Origin of the sequence: Roseomonas sp. CECT 9278, from assembly GCF_918698155.1 — a bacterium.
Lineage (GTDB): Bacteria > Pseudomonadota > Alphaproteobacteria > Acetobacterales > Acetobacteraceae > Neoroseomonas.
The window spans coordinates 210,404-229,884 of the sequence record NZ_CAKKLX010000002.1 but is presented as its reverse complement, the minus strand read 5'-3'; the positions used below and the strand labels follow the sequence as shown (position 1 = coordinate 229,884).

The window sequence follows — 19,481 nt, the reverse complement described above, 5'->3', positions numbered from 1 at the left end:
TCGGTGTTCGGTTCGGGTGGTGTTCAGCGCGCGCCGCGGATCACGGCGGGCCAATGGGCGGCGACCTGGGACACCAGGGCGGGGCTCAGCGGCACGAAGCCCAGCGCCCGCGCATCGTCGGCGCGCTCGGCCAGGCCCATCCGGAAGAACGCCAGCGCGGCGCGGCTGCCCGTCGCGGAGGCCGGCCGCCGGCGCATCACCGCGAAGACCGTCGCGAGGATCGGATAGGCATCGGCGACCAGCGGTTCCGCCACCTCCTGATGGAAATGCCGCGCCGTCGCCCAGGGCAGCGCAGCCAGCCCGGCATCGAGTGCCGCCGCATCCGGGATCACGAAGCGCCCGGCGGCATTGTCGATCGCGGCCACGCGCATCCCGCTGCGCGCCGCCTCGCCTGCCTCGAGATAGGCGATGGCGCCGGGCGTCGCCCGCAGCGCCTCGACCATGCCGCGCGTGCCGCGCGCGGCGGTGCCGACCGGCCAGGGGACGCTCCAGCCCACGCCCGGCGCAGTGCGCCAGGCCTCGCTGCGTCGCGCCAGGAAGGCGGTGTAGTTCCAGGTGGTGCCGGATCCGTCGGCGCGGCGCAGCACCGTGATCGGCGCGTCGGGCATCGCGACGCCATCCTGCAGCGCGGCGATGGCGGGGTCGGACCAGCGCGTGATCTGCCCGAGGCCGATGCGCGCCAGGACGGCACCGCTCAGGCGCGGCGTCGCGCCGGTCGGCAGCGGCAGGTTCACCGCCACCGCGACGCCGCCGCTCACGACCGGGAACTGCGCGAGGCCGTGGCGGTCCAGTTCCTCGGGCGCCATCGCCACGTCGGTCGCCGCGAAGTCGACCGCGCCCTGGAGCAGCCGCACCACGCCACCGGCCGAACCGACCGGTTCGTAGTCGAGCCGCGCATAGCCCGCCACCGCGGCGCCGCCCTCCCCCTCATGCGCCGCGAAGGCGCGGCCCCAACGGTCCATCAGCGGCTGGACGAAGGTCGATCCCGCGCCGCTCAGCGACTGGGACCTCTCCTGCGCGGCAGCGCCGAAGGCCGGCAGGCTGCCAAGCGCGGCACCGACGAATCCTCGGCGCGACAGGGAAATGGACAGGGACGCAGTGTGCAGTGCGCGCATGGCCGGCGCGGCCTCCGATGAACGAGGCCGCACCAAAGACCGCCGATGTTGCGCGCCTGGGGCACCGGCATGAACGTTGAATGACGAAGGCGCCCCGGCGCGCCTGGCGCCTTCGGCGAATCAGCGGCGCAGGTTCACCTTCGCCAGGTCCACCACCTCGCGCGCGCGCCCGTCCATCACCGCCTTCAGCATGAACAGGCCGAAGTCGCGGACATGGCCGAAGCTGGTCTTGGGCGGGATCACCAGCTCCTGCCGCGCGCTGACCACATCGACCAGCGCCGGGCCGTCATGGGCCAGCGCCTCGATCAACGCGCCGCGCAGCGCCTGCGGCTTCTCGACGCGAATGCCCTTGATGCCCATCGCATTCGCCATCGCCGCGAAGTCGGGATTCTTCAGCTCCACCCCGGTGTCGAGGAAGCCGGCCGCCTTCATCTCCAGCTCCACGAAGCCCAGCGTGCCGTTGTTCAGCACCACCACCTTCACCGGCAGGCCCATCTGCGTGAGCGTGATCAGGTCGCCCATCGCCATGGTGAAGCCGCCATCGCCCGACATCGCGACCACCTGGCGTCCCGGATGCGCGGATTGCGCGCCGATCGCCTGCACCATCGCGCCCGCCATGGAGCCATGGTTGAACGACCCGAGCAGCCGGCGCCGCCCGTTCATGCGGATGTAGCGCGCCGCCCAGACGGTCGGCGTGCCGACATCGCAGGTGATGACCGCGTCGTCCGCCGCCAGCTCGCTGACCAGGCGCGAGAGGTATTGCGGGTGGATGATGTCGCTGTCCGGCCGGCTCTCGGCCAGCGCGTCGAGGTCGCGGCGCGACGTGGCGTAATGCGCCAGCGCGGCATCCAGGTGGGCGCGATCGGGCTTGTCGTCGATCACCGGCAGCACCGCCGCCAATGTCGCCCGCACATCCCCCACCAGGCCGAGCGTGAGCGGGCAGCGATTGCCCAGCGCCTCGGGGCTGATGTCGACCTGCACCACCTGCGCGCCCTCCGGATAGAACTGCCGGTAGGGGAAACCCGATCCCAGGATGACCAGCGTCTCGCAGTCCTTCATCGCGGCGTAGCCGGAAGCGAAGCCGATGAAGCCGGTCATGCCGACATCGTAGGGGTTGTCGTATTCCAGGTGTTCCTTGCCGCGCAGCGCATGGACGATGGGCGCCTTGAGCTTGCCCGCCAGCGCCATCACCTCGGCCTGCGCGCCGGCGCAGCCCGCCCCGCACAGCAGCGTGGTCCGGCCTGACGTGTTCAGCAGCGCGGCGAATTTCGCGAGTTCGTCGACCGCCGGGATGATGCGCGGCGGCTCCGGCGCCACCCAGGGCGCGGGCGTCGCCGCCAGCGGCTTCAGCGCCACGTCGCCCGGCAGCACCACCACCGCGACGCCGCGGCGCGCGACGGCCACGCGCATCGCCCGCTGCAGCACCTGCGGCAGCATGGCGGGGTTCGACACCAGCTCGACATAGTGGCTGCAACCCTGGAACAGGATCTCGGGGTGCGTGGCCTGGAAGTAGTCGATGCCGATCTCGCTGCTGGGAATATGCGCGGCCAGCGCGAGCACCGGCGCGCCGGAACGCTGGCAGTCATACAGCCCGTTGATGAGGTGCAGGTTGCCCGGCCCACAGCTGCCCGCGCAGACCGCCAGCTGGCCGGTGAGCTGCGCCTCGGCGCCGGCGGCGAAGGCGGCGGCTTCCTCGTGGCGGACATGCACCCAGTCGATCGCGCCGCGCCGGCGCAGGCTGTCGGTGACGCCGTTCAGGCTGTCGCCGACCACGCCGTAGATGCGCTTGACCCCCGCGGCTTCGAGGCTGGCGGCGAGGAAATCGGCGGCGGTCTGGGCCATGGGCGGTGCTCCGTTGCGGGGGCGCAGCGTAGACGCACCGGCCGCGCCACCGCCACCGAACAGGAGGGCCGCCGCGGTGCGCCGTGGCCGGGGGGCCTAGGGGGGGCTGCTTTGCCCCCCCTTGCGCCGGGCGGTTAGGGTTGGCGTGGCGGCAAACCTCCCGGCGGACAAACACATGTGCGGACGGTATTTCCAGGCGCGCGGGTCGGGCGACATCGCGCGGTACTACGCCACCACGAATGCCACGCCGAACCTGCTGCCATCCTTCAACAAGGCGCCGACGCAGGAGGGCCTGGTGATCCGCCGCCATCCCGAGACCGGCGCGCGGCACCTCGATGTGCTGCGCTGGGGCCTGGTGCCGCGCTGGTCGAAGGACGCGACGGGTGCGGCGCGCATGATGAACGCGCGCGGCGAGACGGTCGCGGAAAAACCCGCCTTCCGCGACGCCTTCGCCAAACGCCGCTGCCTGGTGCCGATGGACGGCTTCTACGAATGGCGCACCGAGGGGAAGGCGAAGCAGCCCTTCGCCTGCTCGTTGACGTCTGGCGAACCGATGACCTGCGCCGGGCTGTGGGAAGGCTGGAAGCAGCCCGACGGCGAATGGCTGCGGACCTTCAGCATCGTCACCTGCGCCGCCGCCGGCCGCCAGGCGCTGCTGCACGACCGGATGCCGGTGATTCTGCCGCGCCCGGCCTGGGAGGATTGGCTGCACGGCGATGATCCCGCCGCGCTGCTCAAGCCGGCGGAGGATTCGCTGCTGGCCTTCTGGCCGGTCGGCACGCGCGTCGGGCGCGTCGCGGAAGACGATCCTGGGCTGATCGACCGCGACCCGCTCGCCGTCGCGCCGCCCGGGCTCGACGACCCGCCGCCCACCCTGGCCTGACTCCCCGCCGGCCGACGGCGCGGCGACGAATCCTCCCCTGGCGCGTTGCCTTGGCGGGCGCCGTCACGCGGGCGCCCGGTTCGAACGGCGGGAGGCACGTATCTACGACACCTGGGTTTTCCTCCACGTCCTGGGCGTGGTCCTGCTGCTGGGCAACGTCACCGTCACGTCGATCTGGAAGCTCGCGGCCGACCGTACGCGCGACCCCGCGGTCATCGCCTTCGCCCAGCGCCTGGTGACGACCACCGACCTGTTCTTCACGCTGTGGGGGGTGGTGCTGCTCGTGGTTGGCGGCTTCGGCGCCGCCTGGACCGCGGGGTTCGACGTGCTTCGCGATGACTGGATCGCGTGGTCGACGGTGATGTTCGTGCTGGCGGGCGCGATCTGGCTCGGTGTGCTGGTTCCGATCCAGGTGAAGCAGGCCAGGATGGCGCGCGATTTCGGCGCCGGCGCGCCGATCCCGCCCGGCTATTGGCGGCTGTGCCGGCGCTGGATCACCTGGGGGCTGGTGGCGACCGTGCCGCTGCTGGTCGCGACCTGGCCGATGCTGCGCAAGGGGTGGTAGGCGCGCGCCTCAATCGTCGCGGTGGACGCGCTCCATCCGCTCGTGGCGCTCCTGCGCCTCGATGCTCATGGTCGCGATGGGGCGCGCCTCCAGCCGGCGCAGGCCGATCGGCTCGCCGCTTTCCTCGCAATAGCCGTAGGTGCCGGTCTCGATCCGATCGAGCGCCTGGTCGATCTTGCTGATCAGCTTGCGGGCGCGGTCCCGCGTGCGGAGTTCCAGCGCCCGGTCGGTCTCGACGGAGGCGCGGTCCGTGAGGTCGGGCTCGGCGATGCCGCCCTCGGACAGGGAGGAGAGCGTCTCGCCCGCCTCGCGCAACAGGTCCTGGCGCCATCGCAGCAGCTTCTGCCGGAAGTACTCCAGCTGCACCGGGTTCATGAACTCCTCGGAGTCCGAGGGGCGATAGTCGGGCGGCAGCGTCACGAGCATCAGTCCAATTCCCCCGGCGCCGGGTCCGGGCCGCCTTCCCGACAGCGACCCGATACCCCCGTTCAAAGCGGGCGGAACATAGACGCGGGGCTGCCGGAAAGAAAAGGGGGGTTTGACGACAAATCCCTGAAACAGCGTGGTTTTCAGTCCGGTGACAGGAAAGCCGCGGTCTGCCGCCGCGCAAGCTCGATACGGACCCGCAGCGCGATCGCCGCCACGGCGTCGCGCAGCACCGGGTCGGCCGCCGCCTCCCCGGTCGTGAGTTCAAGCAGGCTGTGAAGACGGGCCGGGTCCGACCGCCCGGCCAACAGGTCTCGCTGCAATGCAGCAAGCTCGCGCAGCATCGCCTCCCCGCGGCGATGGGCGCGCGCGTCGCGCTCGGCCGCCGGGGCGGTTTCCTGCAGCGCCAGCAGCCCGATCGCCGAGGCCGCGGCCGGGCGTTCGGCGGCCTCCGTCGCGCCGGACTCGGCCACCCCGGCACCGAGGTGGAATCCGCCCCCCGCGCCGCGGGGCGCGCGCCCGCCGCGGATCGTCGTCCCGCCACCCACGCCGCGAATCGGCGCCATGCACCCTCTCCTTCCGCCCTGCGGCAGGCTTCGCCGCTGCCCGGCAAGCCCTGCCGCCCTGCGCCACCGCCCGGCGGGGCTTCGTCCTGGCACGCCGCTTGCGCTGTCCATCCGCGCCGACCGTGCCCTGCCCCGCCGCCCTGCCCCGCAGGCCGGCGGTGCGGCGCACCGGCAACCATGCCGCGCCGGCGGCCTGCGGGAGAGGCATCTTGGCCACCAATGCTTACGCGAGCACGAAGACCCTGCTGGCCGCCCTGCTGCTGGCCTTCGGCCTGGCCCTGCCCGGCCTGGCGCAGGAGGTCCGCATCAAGGACATCGCGGATGTCGAGGGCGTGCGCGACAACCAGCTGGTCGGCTACGGCCTGGTGGTCGGGCTGAACGGCACCGGGGACCGGCTGCGCTCCGCCGTCTTCACCCGCCAGTCGCTGGTCGGCATGCTGGAACGCCTCGGCGTCAATACGCGCGACCAGGAACGCCAGCTCGATACCCGCAACGTCGCCGCGGTGATGATCACCGCCAACCTGCCGCCGTTTGCGCGGCCGGGCAGCCGCATCGACATCTCGGTCTCGGCGCTCGGCGACGCCACCAACCTCACCGGCGGCACGCTGCTGGTCACCCCGCTGCTCGGCGCGGACGGGGAGGTCTATGCGGTGGCGCAGGGCGCCGTCGCGACCGGGGCGATCAGCGCGCGCGGCGCCGGGGCCTCGGTCACGCGCGGGGTGCCGACCGCCGGGCGCATCTCCAACGGCGCCATCGTGGAGCGCGAGGTCCCCTTCGCCCTGGCCGGGCGCGACCGCGTCCGCCTGGCGCTGCGCAACCCGGACCTGACCACCGCGCGCCGCATCGCCGAGGCGATCAACCGCTCCCAGCGCGGCGACCTGGCCGCCGCCACCGATTCGCGCACCGTCACGGTCAGCCTGGGCGGCCGCAACCCGGTGGTGTTCCTGTCCGCCATCGAACAGCTGCGCGTCACGCCGGACCAGATCGCCCGCGTGGTGATCGACGAGGCCTCCGGCACCATCGTGATGGGCTCCAACGTGCGTGTCTCCACCGTGGCGATCGCGCAGGGCAACCTGACGATCCGCGTCACCGAAACCCCCCAGGTCAGCCAGCCCAACGCGCTGGCGGGGGGCGAGACGGTGGTGGTGCCGCGCACCAGCGTCGAGGTCGACGACCAGTCCAACCGGCGGCTGGGCGTGCTGCCGCAAGCGGTCACGCTGCAGGACCTGGTGCGCGGGCTGAACAGCCTGGGCGTGGGGCCGCGCGACCTCATCACCATCCTGCAGGCGATCAAGGCCTCGGGCGCGTTGCAGGCCGAGCTGGAGGTCCGCTGATGGACACCCCCGCCGTCGCCCCCGCCCAGCCCCGCGCCCTCCGCGCCCCCGCCGCCGCCGGCAACGAGGCCGCGATGCGCCGCGCCGCCCAGGATTTCGAGGCGCAGGCCTTCGCCATGCTCCTCCAGCCGGTCTTCGCCACGGTCGATTTCTCGCGCAGCCGCTACGGCGGCGGCGCGGCCGAGGCGCAGTGGCAGCCCATGCTGGTCGATGCCTATGCCGGCGCCGCCACGCGCGCGGGCGCCGGGCTTGGCCTGGCCGACCTGGTGCTGCGGGAAATGCACCGCCTGCGCGCCGCCGCCTCCACCCCCCCCAATACGGGAGAGCCCACGCCATGATCGACACCCTGATCCTCGCCGGCCATCGCCTGGCCGAAGCCCTGCGCGCCGAGAACGAGGCGCTCGCCGCGCTCGACCTGCCGCGCGCGGCGCGCCTGGCGGCCCCCAAGATCGCCGCCTCCGACGCCTTCGCCGTCGCCTATGCCGCGCAGGCGAAGCACGGCAGCGCGCCCGAGGGCCCGGTGCGCCAGGCCGCCAGCCAGTTGGCCGAACGGCTCGACGCGCTGGGCCGGGAGAATCGACGCCTGCTGGAACGCGCCGTGGCGCTGCAATCGCGCGTCATCGAGACCATCGCCGGCGCGGCGCTGCCGCGCACGCAGGTGCAGGGCTATGCGCCGGCCGGCCGTGCGCCGGCCCCGCGCCCGCCGGCGCTGGCGATCTCGGCGCGGGTCTGACAGGGGTGCGGGACCGCTCCAGGCTGCGCCGGCCGGTGCACCATCAAGCGGTGCTTCAGCCCCGCGCGGCCTCCAGGATCGCCGCGATCGGGTCCAGCAGCGAATCGCGCAGCATCACGCGCGCGAAGACCGCGTGGTTGTGCGCCGCGGCGGCGCGCAGCCGGGCCAGCTCGGCCGCGGTGAAGCCCGGCGGGCGCGCCAGGAAGCGCTCGACCGCGGCGCGCGCCGCCGCGAAGCGCCGCGCGGGCTCGGGCTCGGCGTCATAGCCGTGATCGACGAAATCCCCGAGCATGTCGAAGCCCAGCGCCGTGAGCGCGCCGACCACCCCCGGATTGCCGAACACCACCAGCGGCAGGCCTGACCCGATCGCCTTCAGCGTCTTTTCCGTCCAGCGCAGCAGGCCGGGGCCCAGCATCTCGGTCTCGGTCACGATGAACAATTCGGCCTGCGCGACCTCCGCCGCCGGCAGGCTGTAGATGCGCTCGCGCGGGTGGTCGAAGCCGTCGATGTCGCTGCCGTGGTGCAGCCCGGCATCGATCAGCCGCAGCACCGCCGCGCGCGCCCCGTCCGGATCGGCGCGATCCAGCGCCGCCGCCTCCGCGACCAGCAGCCGCGCCTGGTCGCGCCCCTGCACCTCGCGCGTCACCGAGAAGGACAGGTAGCCGGGCTCCGGCCGCTCGCGCAGCCAGGCGACCAGCAGCGCGCGGTGCGGGCGCAGGTGGTAGTTGAGGCAGACCCAGCGATGCCGCCGCGCCCCGTCATGCGCCACCGCGAAGCCGAAATCCCAATTCATGCCGCCGCGCCGCAGCACCAGCCGCGCCCACAGCTCGGCCGCGTGGGAATGCGCCACCACCATCCGCACCGGCGCGACCCCGCGCGCCGCGCAGGCCTCGGCGTAGGGCGCCGCGATCGCGCGGTTCTGCTGCACCCAGACCGTGCGCGCCGGCGGGATGCCGGCCGCCGCCAGCGCGGCATGCAGGCTGTCGATGTAGCGCCCGACCACCGGGCGTCCCTCGTTCGACCCGTCGATCACCACCAGCCCCTGGCCGGCGCGGATGCCTTCCAGCAGGGCATCCGGCCCGCGCAGCAGCGCCGCGATGCGCGCCGGGTCGCGGAACAGCTCGAGCGGCGCGAAGCCCGACAGGATCGGCACGCCGCCGCCCTCCGGCGCGGCCGCCGGCAGCCGCCGCGCCAGCATCTGCGCCTGCTGCCACAGCGGGCCGATGCGCTGGCCGTCCGGCACCACCAGGCGGAGCTGCGCCAGCAGCCCGGCCAGGCGCGCGAGTTCGGCCGGCGCCGAGGGCGACAGCCTGGCGGCGGCGGCCAGGAAGGGGGGCAGGCCGGTCATCGCCCTCGGTGTGGACGGCAGCGCCGTGCTTGTCCATCGGCCCGCCTTGCCCGGCGCGCGCCGCCGGCGCAGGTTGCCGCCGTGATCGCCCTTCTCCGACGCCATGCCAGCCTGATGGTGATTGCCGCCATCGGGGTCGCGGCCGCGGCCGCGCTGTGGCAGCGCGACGGCGCGCCCGCGGTCGGCGCCGCGCTGCTGCATGCGTGGGAGCTGTTCCTGTTCATCGCGCCGTCGCTGCTGGCGGGCCTGCTGCTGGCCGCGGCGCTGCGGCAACTGATCTCCCCGGGCGCACTGGCGCGGTGGATGGGGGCCGAGAGCGGCTGGTTCGGCCTGGCCGTCGCCACGCTGGCCGGCGCACTGACGCCCGGCGGGCCGATGGCCGCCTTCCCGCTGGTGCTGGTGCTGGCGGGTGCCGGGGCGGATCGCGGCGCGCTGGTCGCCTATATCCTGTCCTGGGCGCTGAACGGCTTCCAGAAGCTGCTGGTCTACGAGATGCCGCTGCTCGGGCCCGACTTCGCCATCATGCGCACGCTGGTGACGCTGCCGATGCCGATGGTCGCCGGCTGGATCGCGCGGCGCCTGCCGATCGCCTGGGACCCGCCGAAGTGACCGGCGGGCAGGTCTTCCTGGCGGTGGTGGCCTGCATGGCGCTGGGCCTGTGCCTGCGCCGCGGTCCCGGCACGGCGCGGCGCGCCGTCATCGACACCGGCCAGGGGCTGTGGAAGATCCTGCCGACCTTCGCGGTGGCGCTGCCGATGGCGGCCTTCCTGGCGGAGCTCATGCCGGCCGATGCGGCGGTGACCTGGATCGGGCCGGAGTCCGGCCTCAACGGCATCCTGGTCGCCTCCTTCGCGGGCGGGCTGATGCCGGGCGGGCCCTTCGTGACCTTCCCGCTGGTGCTCGCCTTCGCGAAGGCCGGTGCGGGCGTGCCGCAGATGGCGGCGCTGATCACCGGCTGGTCGATCTTCGCGCTGCACCGGATCATCACCTGGGAATATCCGGTGCTGGGCTGGCGCTTCGTGGCGATCCGCCTGATCGCCGCCTTCCCCCTGCCGATCCTCGCGGGGCTGCTGGCCGAGGCGGTGGTGGCGGTGGTGCCGATCGGCCTCGGCCGGCCCTGACGTCGCGCCGCAGGCGCGCGGGAGTCCCCGGTGCGCCGCAGGCGCGCGGGAGTCCCCGGTGCGCCGCAGGCGCGCGGGAGTCCCTGTCGCGCCGCAGGCGCGCGGGAACGTCCCCGGTGCGCCGCAGGCGCGCGGGGATGTCCCTGGCGCGCCCCGCCGGCTTCGGGCATGACGCCGGCAATGCAGTCCAAGCCCCTCGACCCCGCATGGTCGGCGCTGCTGGCCGCGCGCGACGATGCGCCGCCCGCCGGCCCGCTCTCGGCGCTGTTCGCCCCGGTGCTGGCGCCACCCACCGCACCCGATGGCTGCCGCGTGGTCGGCCGCCTGGCGCAGACGCTGGACGGGCGAATCGCCACGGCATCGGGCAGCAGCCAATGGATCGGCGGGCCGGGCGACATCCTGCATACCCATCGCCTGCGTGCCCTGTGCCACGCCGTCGTCGTCGGCGCCGGCACGGTGCGCCACGACGACCCCCGCCTGACCACGCGCGAAGTGCCCGGCCCCGACCCGGTCCGCGTGGTGATCGACACCGACCGGCGGCTCTCGGCCGACTACGCCGTGTTCCGCGACGGCCCACCGACGCTGCTGGCCTGCGCGCAGGACGCGCCGGGCCCCGACACGCACGGCACCGCCCAGGTCCTGCGCCTGCCGCGCGAGGCAACCGGCGGCATCGCGCCGGGCGCCCTGCTGCGTGCCCTCGCGGCCCGCGGCCTCACGCGCATCTTCGTCGAGGGCGGCGGGCTCACCGTCTCCCGGTTCCTGGCGGCGGGCTGCCTCGACCGGCTGCACGTGACCGTCGCACCGGTGCTGCTGGGGTCGGGAATACCGGCCTTCACGCTGCCGGAAGTCAGCCGCATATCCGATGGGCTGCGGTTCACCTGGCAGGTGCACGAGATTCCACCCGACATCCTGTTGGATATCGTGGTCGATCGCGCGCGGCCAGGGACCACATGAGAAGCAAGCAGTGGGGGAGAGAACTCCCCCACACCCCCTCCTTTTTCTGGCTTTTGGGGACTGACGGGTGAAGGACGCACGCGCACTCTGGACCGTCGCGGCCAATCGCTGCGAGATCCGCACGGAACCCCTGCCCGTACCCGGGGCAGACCAGCGCATCATCCGCGCCACGGCATCGGGCATCTCGCGCGGGACCGAACGGCTGGTGCTGATGGGCCGCGTGCCGGAAAACCAATACGCCACCATGCGCTGCCCGCTGCAGGACGGGGATTTCCCCTTCCCGGTGAAGTACGGCTACAGCGCGGTCGGCACCATCGAGGCCGGCTCCGGGGCCGGCCAGCGCGTCTTTGTCCTGCACCCCCACCAGGACCGCTTTGTCGCCCCCGCCGCCATGTGCGCGCCGATCCCCGACAGCGTGCCCGACCGCCGCGCCATCCTCGCCGCCAACATGGAAACCGCGGTCAATGTCCTGTGGGATGCCCGCCCGCTGGTCGGCGAACGCGCCCTGGTGATCGGCGCCGGCGTGGTCGGGCTGCTCACCGCCTGGCTGCTCGCCCGCATCCCCGGCATCGCGGTGACGGTCTGCGACATCGACCCCCGCCGCCGCGCCATCGCCGAAGCCCTGGGCGCCGGCTTCTGCGCGCCAGAGGACGCCCCGGGCGAGCGCGACCTGGTCATCCACGCCTCCGCCGACCCCGCCGGCCTGCGCCGCGCCCTCGACCTCTGCGCCTTCGAGGCCCGCATCGTCGAGGCCTCCTGGTTCGGCACCCGCGAAGCCACGCTGCCGCTGGGCGAGGCCTTCCACAGCAAGCGGCTGCAGATCGTCTCGACCCAGGTCGGCGCGGTGGCGCCGGCGCTGCGCGGGCGGCGCACCCACGGCCAGCGCCTGGCCCTCGCGCTGTCGCTGCTGGCCGACCCGGCGCTCGATGCCCTGGTCGGCCCGGCCACCCGCTTCGACGACCTGCCCGCCGCCATGCCCGGCCTGCTCAACCCCCCGCCCGGCGAGATGCCCCCGCTCTGCCCGCTCGTCACCTACGATTGATCCCGGCAACCCGGGGCGCGCCGGGCCGTTCTCCCCGCATGACATCCGGGAGACACGGCGCCATGGCGCAGCACGAGACACGCCCACCCATGACCCCGCGCGCGCGCGAAACCACGGCGGTGCGGCAGGGCGTGACGCTCGGCGTCATGCGCTACGTGCTGCTGGTGTCGCTGGTGCTGGCCATCGCCGCCCTCGGCGGGCTGTGGTTCGCCTTCGGCGGCTGACCCAGGGGCGGGGCGGCCGCAGGCCCGCCGTGACGGCGCGGCGCGGCGGCGCTAAAAGGGCGCCATGTACAGCCTCACCGTCGTCGACCACGTGATGATCGCCCATTCCTTCCGCGGGGAGGAATTCGGCCCGGCCCAACGCCTGCACGGCGCCACCATGGTGGTCGAGGCGGAATTCCGCGCCCCCGGCCTGGACCGCCTGAACCTGCTGGTGGACATCGCGGCCGCCAAGGTGGAGTTGCGGAAGATCCTCGACGCCTTCGACTACCGCAACCTCGATGCCGAACCGCAATTCGCCGGGCAGAACACCACCACCGAATTCCTCTGCGCCCATATCCACCGGATGCTGTCGGTGGCGCTGGCCGAAGGGCTGCTCGGCGATGGCGGGCGCGCCGTCACCGGCATCAAGGTGCTGCTGAAGGAAAGCCACATCGCCTGGGCGGCCTATGAAGGGGCGCCCGCCGCTTGACCCTGCACCTCCTCGTCCCCGCGCCGTTCGATGCGATCTCGGGCGGCTATATCTACGACCGCCGCATGGTCGACGGGCTGCGCGCGCTCGGCGAGAGCGTCGAGGTCGTCGAACTCCCCGGCCGCCACCCCGCCCCGGACGAGGCCGCCGAGGCCGGTGCGCGCGCCGCCGTGCAGGCGCTGCCCGCCGATGCGCGCATCATCGTCGACGGGCTTGGCCTGCCGGCCTTCCTGCCGCTGGCGCAGGAGCTCACGGCGCGGCGCGCGGTGGCGCTGATCCATCACCCGACCGCGCTGGAACACGGCGCCGACGACGCCACGCGCACCGTGCTCAAGGCCAAGGAACGCGCGCTGTTCGCCGCCTGCGCGCGGCTGGTCTGCACCTCCCCGCTCACGGCGCGCCGCGTGGCGGAGGATTTCGGCATCGAACCGCTGCGCATCGGCGTGGTCGAACCCGGCACCGACGATGCGCCGCGCGCGGCGGGGTCCGGCGGGCCGGGCTGCGCCATCCTGTCGGTCGGCACGCTGGTGCCGCGCAAGGGCCACGACGTGCTGCTGCGTGCGCTCGGGCGGCTGACGGACCTTGAATGGACGCTGACCATCGCCGGCGACGACCGGCGCGACGCCACCCACGCCCAGACCCTGCGCGCGCTGGCCGAGGAGCTCGGCATCGCGCAGCGCGTCACCTTCGCCGGCGAGGTCGCGGGCGACGCGCTGGAGGCGCTGTACCACCACGCCGACCTGTTCGCGCTGGCCACCCGCTGGGAGGGCTATGGCATGGCGGCGGCCGAGGCCATGGCCCGCGGCCTGCCGCTCGCGATCACCGCCGGCGGCGCGATCGCGGAAGTCGTGGTGCAGGGCTCCGCCATCGTCTCCCCGGTCGATGACGCGATGTCGCTGTCCAAGGGCATGCGCCGGCCGATCTTCGACGCCGACCTGCGTGCCGAGATGGCCGCGGCCGCCTGGCAGGGCGGCCAGCGCCTGCCGCGCTGGACCGACCGCGCGCAGGCCTTCCGCGCCGAACTCGACAAGGCATTCGCATAGTGGCGGAAGAATTCGACGGCGACTGGCTCGACCTGCGCGAACCCTACGATGCCGCGGCGCGCGATCCCGGGCTGGCCGCCAGGCTCGCGGCCGCGCTACCGGCCCGCCCGCGCGTGCTGGACCTGGGCGCGGGCACCGGTTCCCTGCTGCGCTGGCTGGGGCATTTCATCGGCCGCGCCCAGGCCTGGACGCTGGTGGACCGTGACGCGGCGCTGATCGAACGCGCCTTCGAGACCATCGCCGATCGCGCCGAGGCGGTCGGCTGGGCCGCCACCTGGCCCAGCCGCAACACGCTGCTGGTGCATTCGCCCGAAGGCGCCTGGCGTGTCGAGGGGCTGATCGCGAACCTGGTGCTGGCGCCGGCGAACCTGCCGCTCGACCGCGTCGATGCCGTGGTGAACACGGCGCTGTGCGACCTGGTCTCGCGCGACTGGATCGAGGCGATGGCCGCGGCCTGCGCGCGCCGCCGCCTGCCCTTCTATGCCGCGCTGAACGTGACGGGGCGCGAGCGTTTCTCGCCGCCCTGGCCCGGCGATGCGCTGGTGGCGCGCGGCTTCCGCCGCGACCAGCGGCGCGACAAGGGCTTCGGCGGCATCGCGCTGGGCCCCGCCGCGCCGGAGGTGATCGCCGAGGCCTTCGCCGCGCATGGCTACAGCGTGCATCGCGCGCCGTCGGACTGGGTGGTGGACCGCCGCTCGCGCCTGTTCGCGCAGGAGATCGCGACCGGCCACGGCTCCGCCGCGATGGCCTGGGAACGGCGCGAGGCCTGGAAGATCGAGGACTGGATCGAAGCCCGCCGCGACCAGGCGATGGATGCGCTGCTGTCGGTGCGCATCGGCCACCAGGATGTGCTCGCCCTGCCCCCCGCCTGAGGACGCCCGCCATGAGCCAACGCCCCATCGCCGTCACCGCCATGGAGGTGCCGCCGCGCGCCAGGCTGTCCGGCTACCCGGCGGACCTGGTGGCAAAGATCGGCGACCGCGAAAAGCGCACGCTGGGCGACCTTTTCGGCCTGCGGAACTTCGGCGTGAACATCACGCGCCTGCCGCCGGGCGCGGCCTCCGCGCTGCGCCACGCGCATGAGAAGCAGGACGAATTCGTCTACATCGTCGCGGGGTCCTGCACGCTGGTGACCGATGCCGGCGACACGCCGCTCAGCGCCGGCATGTGCGCGGGCTTCCCCGCCGGCACCTGGGACGCGCATCACCTGGTCAATCGCGGCGATGCGGATTGCGTCTATCTCGAAGTCGGCGACCGCACGCTGTTCGAGCGCGTGATCTATCCCGACGACGACCTCGACATCCGCCCCGGCCCGGACGGGAAATCCGTCTACTGCCGCAAGGACGGCACGCCCGTTTTCTGAAGGAGGGCGACCATGCCCCTGCTGCTCGGCTGCATCGCGGATGACTTCACCGGCGCGACCGACCTCGCGAACACGCTGGTGAAGGGCGGCATGTCCGCCGTGCAGGTCATCGGCGTGCCCGACGGGCCGCTGCCCCAGGCCGATGCCGTCATCATCGCGCTGAAAACCCGCACCGCGCCGGTGGCCGATGCGGTGGCGCAGTCGCTGGCCGCCTGCGACGCGCTGGTCGCGGCGGGGGCGCGGCAGCTGTTCTGGAAATACTGCTCGACCTTCGACAGCACCGATGCCGGCAATATCGGCCCGGTCGGCGATGCGCTGCTGAAGCGGCTGGGCTCGGGCTTCGCCATCGCCTGCCCGGCCTTCCCGACCAATGGGCGGACCATCTACCTGGGCCACCTGTTCGTCGGCGGCGCGCTGCTGAACGAAAGCGGCATGCAGGACCATCCGCTGACGCCGATGACCGACCCCAACCTGGTGCGCGTGCTGTCGCGCCAGACCTCCGGCGGCGTCGGCCTCGTGCCCTTCAACACGGTGGAACAGGGTGCCGCCGCCATCCGCCGCGAGATGACGCGCCTGGCCGATGCCGGCCGCCGCTGGGCGATCGTGGATGCGGTGACCGACGCGCAGCTGATGGCAATCGGCGAGGCGGTGCAGCCCCATGCGCTGGTCTCCGGCGGGTCGGGTGTCGCGATGGGCCTGCCGGAGAATTTCCGCCGTGCCGGCCTGCTGCCCGCGCGCGCCGATGCGGACCTGCTGCCGCCCATGCAGGGCTTCGCCGCCGTGGTGGCGGGGTCCTGTTCGCGCGCCACGCTCGGCCAGATCGGGCTGGCGCGCGACCACGCGCCGGTGCTGGAGCTCGACGCGCTGGCCACCCCCGACGCTGCGGCGCTGGCGGCGCAGGCGCTGGGCTGGGTGGAGGGCAGGCTGGCCGCCGACCGCCCCGTGGTGATCGCCGCCTCCGCCGCGCCCGAACGCGTCGCGGCGCTGCAGGCGAAGCTGGGGCGGGACGCCGCCGGCGCGCTGGTCGAACACGCCGTCGCCACCATCGCCGAGGGCCTGGTCGCGCGCGGCGTCGGCCGCCTGGTGGTGGCGGGCGGCGAGACCTCCGGCGCCGTGGTGCAGCGCCTGGGCGTGACGACCTTGCGCATCGGCCCGGAGATCGACCCCGGCGTGCCCTGGACCTACGCCACGCCGCGCGGCATCCACCTGGCGCTCAAATCCGGCAATTTCGGCGCGCGCGACTTCTTCCTGAAGGCCTTCTCCCATGGATGAGGCAGCGCTGCGCGACCAGTTGGCCATGCTCGGCGCCTCGCTGTTTGACCGCGGGTATTCGGTCGGCACGGCGGGCAATATCTCGGTGCGGCTGCCGGATGGCTACCTGATGACGCCGACCAATTCCTGCCTCGGGCGGCTCGACCCCGCGCGCATCAGCAAGCTGGCGCCGGACTGGTCGCATATCGGCGGCGACAAGCCCTCGAAGGAGGTCTTCATGCACCGCGCCGTGCTGACCGCGCGGCCGGATGCCGGCGCCGTGGTGCATCTGCATTCGACCCATGCCACCGCCATCGGCTGCCTGGCCGAACCCGGCGAGAGCGCACCGATCCCGCCGCTCACGCCCTATTTCGTCATGCGCGTCGGGCGCAGCCTGCCGGTGATCCGCTACTACCGCCCGGGCGACGGCGCGATGGAAGCCGAGATCCACGAAGCGTCGAAGAACGCCAAGGCCGTGCTGCTGGCGAATCACGGCCCGGTGGTGTCCGGCCGCACGCTGGCCGATGCCGTCGCGGCGGCGGAGGAACTGGAGGAATCCGCGCGCCTCGCCCTGCTGCTGCGCGGCGCGCCCGCCCGCACGCTGACGCCCGCGCAGGTGGACGACCTGCTGGCCACCTTCGGCTGATGTGGATCATGGTCGCCGGGCCCTATGCGACCGGCGGCGCGGATGCGGCCCTGCGCGCGGGGCGCCTGGCCGCGATGAACCGCGCCGCACTCGCGCTGTTCCGCCTCGGCCACGTGCCCGTCATTGGCGTGAACATGGCGCTGCCCGTCATTGCCGCGGCCGGCCACGATGCCCATGACGAGGTGATGCTGCCGCTCTCGCTCGCGCTGGCCGAACGCTGCGACGCCATCCTGCGCCTGCCGGGCGACAGCGCCGGCGCCGATGCGGAAGTCGCCCGCTTCGCCGCCGCCGGCAAGCCGGTGTTCCGCGACCTGGCCGCGGTCCCGCCCGCGCCGTGACGCGCAGCGCCTCGCTGCCGATGTACAACCTGCCGCCGATGCGCCCGGTCAATGCGGCCTTCTGGGATGCGCTGGCGGCCCTGCTGCGCGACCGCGGCATCCACGACCTGCCGGCGACGCTGGCCTTCGAGCGACCCGCCGTGCCCGACGCCATCGGCCCGGAGGTGCTGTTCACCCAGACCTGCGGTTATCCGCTCGGCACGATCTATCGCGGCCAGCACGCGCTGCTCGGCGTGCCGGATTATCGCGAAGCCGACGGCCCCGCGACGTCCGCGCCCGGCACCCATCGCGGCCTGTTCGTGGTGCGCGCGGATGATCCCGCGCAGCGCATCGAGGACCTGCGCGGGCGCGTCTTCGCCTGCAACAGCCGGCATTCCAACACGGGCATGAACCTGCCGCGGCGAACGCTGGCGCCGCTCGCCGGCGGGCAACCCTTCTTCGCGCGCGTGGCGATCACCGGCACGCACCCGGCCTCGATGGCGCTGGTGCAATCGGGCGGCGCCGATGCGGCGTCGATCGACAGCCTCACCTACGCCTTCCATGCCGACCACCAGCCCGAGGCGGTGGCCGGCCTGCGCATCCTGGCCGCCACGGTGCCGAGCCCCGCCATCCCCTTCGTCACCTCCGCCGCCACCGACAGCGCGACGCAGGCCGCGCTGCGCGACGCGCTGGCCGCCTTCGGGCAGGCGCCGGCCCACGCCGCGCTGCGCCAGGCGCTGCGCCTGCGCGCCATCCTGCCGCCCGATGCCGCGGACTACGCCGTGCTCGCCCGCTACGAGGCCGAGGCCAGTGCGCTCGGCTATCCCGACCTCGCCTGACACCGCGGCGCCACGGCGCATCCGCGCGACCCGGCGCCGCGCTTGACCCCCCGCCGCCGCCGGGCGAGACGGCAGCCGAGGACGTCGCGACGCAGCGCCGCCGCCACCGCCGCGCCCGCGCCGGCCGTCCCCCGCAGCAGGAGAAAACCACCCGCCATGACCGACCGAACCGCCCCCGCCGCGCATGCCATCGCCCCCATGCTCGCCGCCCGCTGGAGCCCGCGCTCCTACGAGGACCGCGCGGTGCCCGACGCCGCGCTGGCGCAGGTGCTGGAGGCCGCGCGCTGGGCGGCGTCCTGCATCAATGAACAGCCCTGGAACTTCCTGGTGGCGCGCAAGGCCAAGGAGCCCGAGGCGCATGCGCGGCTGCTCGCCTGCCTGTCGGTGAACAACCAGGGCTGGGCGGTGCGCGCGCCGGTGCTGATGCTGGGCGTGGCGCGCACCGCCTTCGCCTCCAACGGCAATGCGAACCGCCACGCCGGCTACGACCTTGGCCAGGCGACGGCGAACCTGGCGGCGCAGGCCGCCGCGCTCGGGCTGCAGGCGCACCAGATGGCCGGCTTCGACGCGGCCAAGGCGCGCGAGGCCTTCGCCATCCCCGAGGGCTTCGACCCGATGACCGCCATCACGCTCGGCTATCCCGGCCCGGCGTCGGCGCTGCCCGAGGCGCTGGCCGCGCGCGAGGCCGCGCCGCGCGCACGCAAGCCGATCGGCGAATTCACGCACCTGGGTGCCTGGGGCGCGCTGGGGTCGCCGGCATGACGGACGCGCATCTGCTCGACGACCTCGCGCTGCGCCGCCTGGTGCAGGATTGGGCCGTGTGGCGCGACGCCGGCGACTGGGACCGCTTCGCCGGTTGCTGGCACGACGACGCCCGCATGATGGCCACCTGGTTCCAGGGGCCCGCCAGCGAGTTCATCAAGGTCTCGCGTGCCGGCTTCGAACGCGGCGTGCGCATCCTGCACTTCCTGGGCGGCACCAGCGTCGACATCGCCGGCACCCGCGCGATCGTGCAGACGAAGATGACCATCAGCCAACGCGCCCAGGCGGAAGGCGTGCTGGTGGACGTGGTCTGCACCGGGCGCTTCTACGATTTCTGCGAAAAGCGCGACGGGCGCTGGGCCGTGGTGCTGCGCCAGCCCATCTACGAGAAGGACCGGATGGACGCGGTGGATCCCGCCGCGACGCCCGCGCTCGACCCCGCGCTGCTGGCGGAATTCCCAGAGGGCTACCGGCACCTCGCCTATATCCAGACGCGCATCGGCTACAACGTGAAGCGCGACATGCCGGGCCTGACCGGACCGGTGGTCGAAGACCTGTATATTCGCGGAAAAAAATGGCTCGAAATTAAAGAATAAAAAGACAATACGCACCCATCTACCCTCAAACAATAAATATCA

25 protein-coding genes are annotated in these 19,481 nt (G+C 73.4%); 20 read left to right on the top strand and 5 right to left on the bottom strand.

Annotated features, from left to right (window positions below; all coding sequences use genetic code 11):
- Positions 1-23: 23 nt before the first annotated feature.
- Positions 24-1,115 carry a phosphate ABC transporter substrate-binding protein PstS gene (pstS, locus tag LQ222_RS02540; RefSeq protein ID WP_230164261.1) on the bottom strand — a complete coding sequence of 364 codons (1,092 nt, stop codon included), beginning with the start codon at positions 1,113-1,115 and terminating at the stop codon, positions 24-26.
- 120 nt (positions 1,116-1,235) lie between these two features.
- On the bottom strand, positions 1,236-2,957 hold the full coding sequence (gene poxB / locus LQ222_RS02535; RefSeq protein WP_230164260.1) for a ubiquinone-dependent pyruvate dehydrogenase: 1,722 nt from the start codon (positions 2,955-2,957) through the stop codon (positions 1,236-1,238).
- Positions 2,958-3,132: 175 nt separating this feature from the next.
- On the opposite strand from poxB, the gene LQ222_RS02530 reads away from it, so the two are divergent.
- Together LQ222_RS02530 and LQ222_RS02525 are read left to right on the top strand one after the other, a co-directional pair.
- Positions 3,133-3,840 carry an SOS response-associated peptidase gene (locus tag LQ222_RS02530; protein WP_230164259.1) on the top strand — a complete coding sequence of 236 codons (708 nt, stop codon included), beginning with the start codon at positions 3,133-3,135 and terminating at the stop codon, positions 3,838-3,840.
- Positions 3,841-3,877: 37 nt separating this feature from the next.
- A complete protein-coding gene (locus tag LQ222_RS02525) occupies positions 3,878-4,405 on the top strand; it encodes a DUF2269 family protein (protein ID WP_308071543.1) in 528 nt (175 codons plus the stop codon).
- 9 nt (positions 4,406-4,414) lie between these two features.
- Here the strand turns inward: LQ222_RS02525 and dksA are convergent, their stop codons facing one another.
- Both dksA and LQ222_RS02515 read right to left on the bottom strand, forming a co-directional pair.
- A complete protein-coding gene (gene dksA / locus LQ222_RS02520; RefSeq protein ID WP_230164257.1) occupies positions 4,415-4,831 on the bottom strand; it encodes an RNA polymerase-binding protein DksA in 417 nt (138 codons plus the stop codon).
- Positions 4,832-4,974: 143 nt separating this feature from the next.
- The gene (locus LQ222_RS02515) at positions 4,975-5,397 is read right to left on the bottom strand and encodes a flagellar assembly protein FliX (RefSeq protein ID WP_230164256.1); all 423 of its coding nucleotides are present in this window, start codon (positions 5,395-5,397) and stop codon (positions 4,975-4,977) included.
- Between the two features lie 209 nt (positions 5,398-5,606).
- Here LQ222_RS02515 and LQ222_RS02510 point away from each other — a divergent pair, with 209 nt between their 5' ends.
- From LQ222_RS02510 to LQ222_RS02500, 3 genes are read left to right on the top strand one after another with little or no spacing between them, the layout of a single operon-like run.
- Positions 5,607-6,731 carry a flagellar basal body P-ring protein FlgI gene (locus LQ222_RS02510; RefSeq protein WP_374202145.1) on the top strand — a complete coding sequence of 375 codons (1,125 nt, stop codon included), beginning with the start codon at positions 5,607-5,609 and terminating at the stop codon, positions 6,729-6,731.
- Positions 6,731-7,069 carry a rod-binding protein gene (locus tag LQ222_RS02505; RefSeq protein WP_230164255.1) on the top strand — a complete coding sequence of 113 codons (339 nt, stop codon included), beginning with the start codon at positions 6,731-6,733 and terminating at the stop codon, positions 7,067-7,069. The genes LQ222_RS02510 and LQ222_RS02505 overlap by 1 nt, the downstream gene beginning before the upstream one ends.
- The gene (locus LQ222_RS02500; protein WP_230164254.1) at positions 7,066-7,464 is read left to right on the top strand and encodes a hypothetical protein; all 399 of its coding nucleotides are present in this window, start codon (positions 7,066-7,068) and stop codon (positions 7,462-7,464) included. The genes LQ222_RS02505 and LQ222_RS02500 overlap by 4 nt, the downstream gene beginning before the upstream one ends.
- A gap of 55 nt (positions 7,465-7,519) precedes the next feature.
- On the opposite strand, the gene LQ222_RS02495 is transcribed toward LQ222_RS02500, so the two are convergent.
- Positions 7,520-8,812 (bottom strand): hypothetical protein, encoded by a 1,293-nt coding sequence (locus tag LQ222_RS02495; protein WP_230164253.1) that lies wholly within the window; start codon positions 8,810-8,812, stop codon positions 7,520-7,522.
- A gap of 81 nt (positions 8,813-8,893) precedes the next feature.
- Here LQ222_RS02495 and LQ222_RS02490 point away from each other — a divergent pair, with 81 nt between their 5' ends.
- The 15 genes from LQ222_RS02490 to LQ222_RS02425 all read left to right on the top strand — a co-directional run bounded on the left by LQ222_RS02490 (position 8,894) and on the right by LQ222_RS02425 (position 19,439).
- Positions 8,894-9,421 (top strand): hypothetical protein, encoded by a 528-nt coding sequence (locus tag LQ222_RS02490; protein WP_230164252.1) that lies wholly within the window; start codon positions 8,894-8,896, stop codon positions 9,419-9,421.
- Positions 9,418-9,933 (top strand): permease, encoded by a 516-nt coding sequence (locus LQ222_RS02485; protein WP_230164251.1) that lies wholly within the window; start codon positions 9,418-9,420, stop codon positions 9,931-9,933. Before LQ222_RS02490 ends, LQ222_RS02485 begins: the two co-directional genes overlap by 4 nt.
- Before the next feature lie 180 nt (positions 9,934-10,113).
- The gene (locus tag LQ222_RS02480; protein ID WP_230164250.1) at positions 10,114-10,887 is read left to right on the top strand and encodes a RibD family protein; all 774 of its coding nucleotides are present in this window, start codon (positions 10,114-10,116) and stop codon (positions 10,885-10,887) included.
- Positions 10,888-10,954: 67 nt separating this feature from the next.
- On the top strand, positions 10,955-11,929 hold the full coding sequence (locus LQ222_RS02475) for a zinc-binding alcohol dehydrogenase (RefSeq protein WP_230164248.1): 975 nt from the start codon (positions 10,955-10,957) through the stop codon (positions 11,927-11,929).
- 89 nt (positions 11,930-12,018) lie between these two features.
- Entirely contained in the window at positions 12,019-12,153 is a 135-nt protein-coding gene (locus LQ222_RS26180) for a hypothetical protein (RefSeq protein ID WP_256443984.1), read from the top strand.
- 64 nt (positions 12,154-12,217) lie between these two features.
- Positions 12,218-12,622 carry a 6-carboxytetrahydropterin synthase gene (locus LQ222_RS02470; RefSeq protein ID WP_230164246.1) on the top strand — a complete coding sequence of 135 codons (405 nt, stop codon included), beginning with the start codon at positions 12,218-12,220 and terminating at the stop codon, positions 12,620-12,622.
- Positions 12,619-13,665, top strand: a complete 1,047-nt coding sequence (locus LQ222_RS02465) for a glycosyltransferase family 4 protein (protein WP_230164245.1) — start codon at positions 12,619-12,621, stop codon at positions 13,663-13,665. The genes LQ222_RS02470 and LQ222_RS02465 overlap by 4 nt, the downstream gene beginning before the upstream one ends.
- Positions 13,665-14,537 carry a class I SAM-dependent methyltransferase gene (locus tag LQ222_RS02460; RefSeq protein WP_230164243.1) on the top strand — a complete coding sequence of 291 codons (873 nt, stop codon included), beginning with the start codon at positions 13,665-13,667 and terminating at the stop codon, positions 14,535-14,537. Before LQ222_RS02465 ends, LQ222_RS02460 begins: the two co-directional genes overlap by 1 nt.
- An 11-nt stretch (positions 14,538-14,548) precedes the next feature.
- A complete protein-coding gene (locus LQ222_RS02455; RefSeq protein WP_230164242.1) occupies positions 14,549-15,028 on the top strand; it encodes a cupin domain-containing protein in 480 nt (159 codons plus the stop codon).
- Positions 15,029-15,040: 12 nt separating this feature from the next.
- Positions 15,041-16,300 carry a 3-oxo-tetronate kinase gene (gene otnK, locus LQ222_RS02450; protein WP_230164241.1) on the top strand — a complete coding sequence of 420 codons (1,260 nt, stop codon included), beginning with the start codon at positions 15,041-15,043 and terminating at the stop codon, positions 16,298-16,300.
- The gene (locus LQ222_RS02445; RefSeq protein WP_230164240.1) at positions 16,293-16,925 is read left to right on the top strand and encodes an aldolase; all 633 of its coding nucleotides are present in this window, start codon (positions 16,293-16,295) and stop codon (positions 16,923-16,925) included. The genes otnK and LQ222_RS02445 overlap by 8 nt, the downstream gene beginning before the upstream one ends.
- Positions 16,926-16,933: 8 nt before the next feature.
- Positions 16,934-17,263: a DUF1937 family protein gene (locus LQ222_RS02440; RefSeq protein ID WP_230164239.1), complete on the top strand. Its 330-nt coding sequence runs from the start codon at positions 16,934-16,936 to the stop codon at positions 17,261-17,263.
- Positions 17,260-18,081 (top strand): phosphate/phosphite/phosphonate ABC transporter substrate-binding protein, encoded by an 822-nt coding sequence (locus LQ222_RS02435; RefSeq protein ID WP_230164238.1) that lies wholly within the window; start codon positions 17,260-17,262, stop codon positions 18,079-18,081. Before LQ222_RS02440 ends, LQ222_RS02435 begins: the two co-directional genes overlap by 4 nt.
- 156 nt (positions 18,082-18,237) lie before the next feature.
- Complete coding sequence (locus LQ222_RS02430; protein WP_230164237.1) at positions 18,238-18,843, top strand: nitroreductase family protein; 606 nt, start codon at positions 18,238-18,240, stop codon at positions 18,841-18,843.
- The gene (locus LQ222_RS02425; protein ID WP_230164235.1) at positions 18,840-19,439 is read left to right on the top strand and encodes a nuclear transport factor 2 family protein; all 600 of its coding nucleotides are present in this window, start codon (positions 18,840-18,842) and stop codon (positions 19,437-19,439) included. The genes LQ222_RS02430 and LQ222_RS02425 overlap by 4 nt, the downstream gene beginning before the upstream one ends.
- Positions 19,440-19,481: the final 42 nt, after the last annotated feature.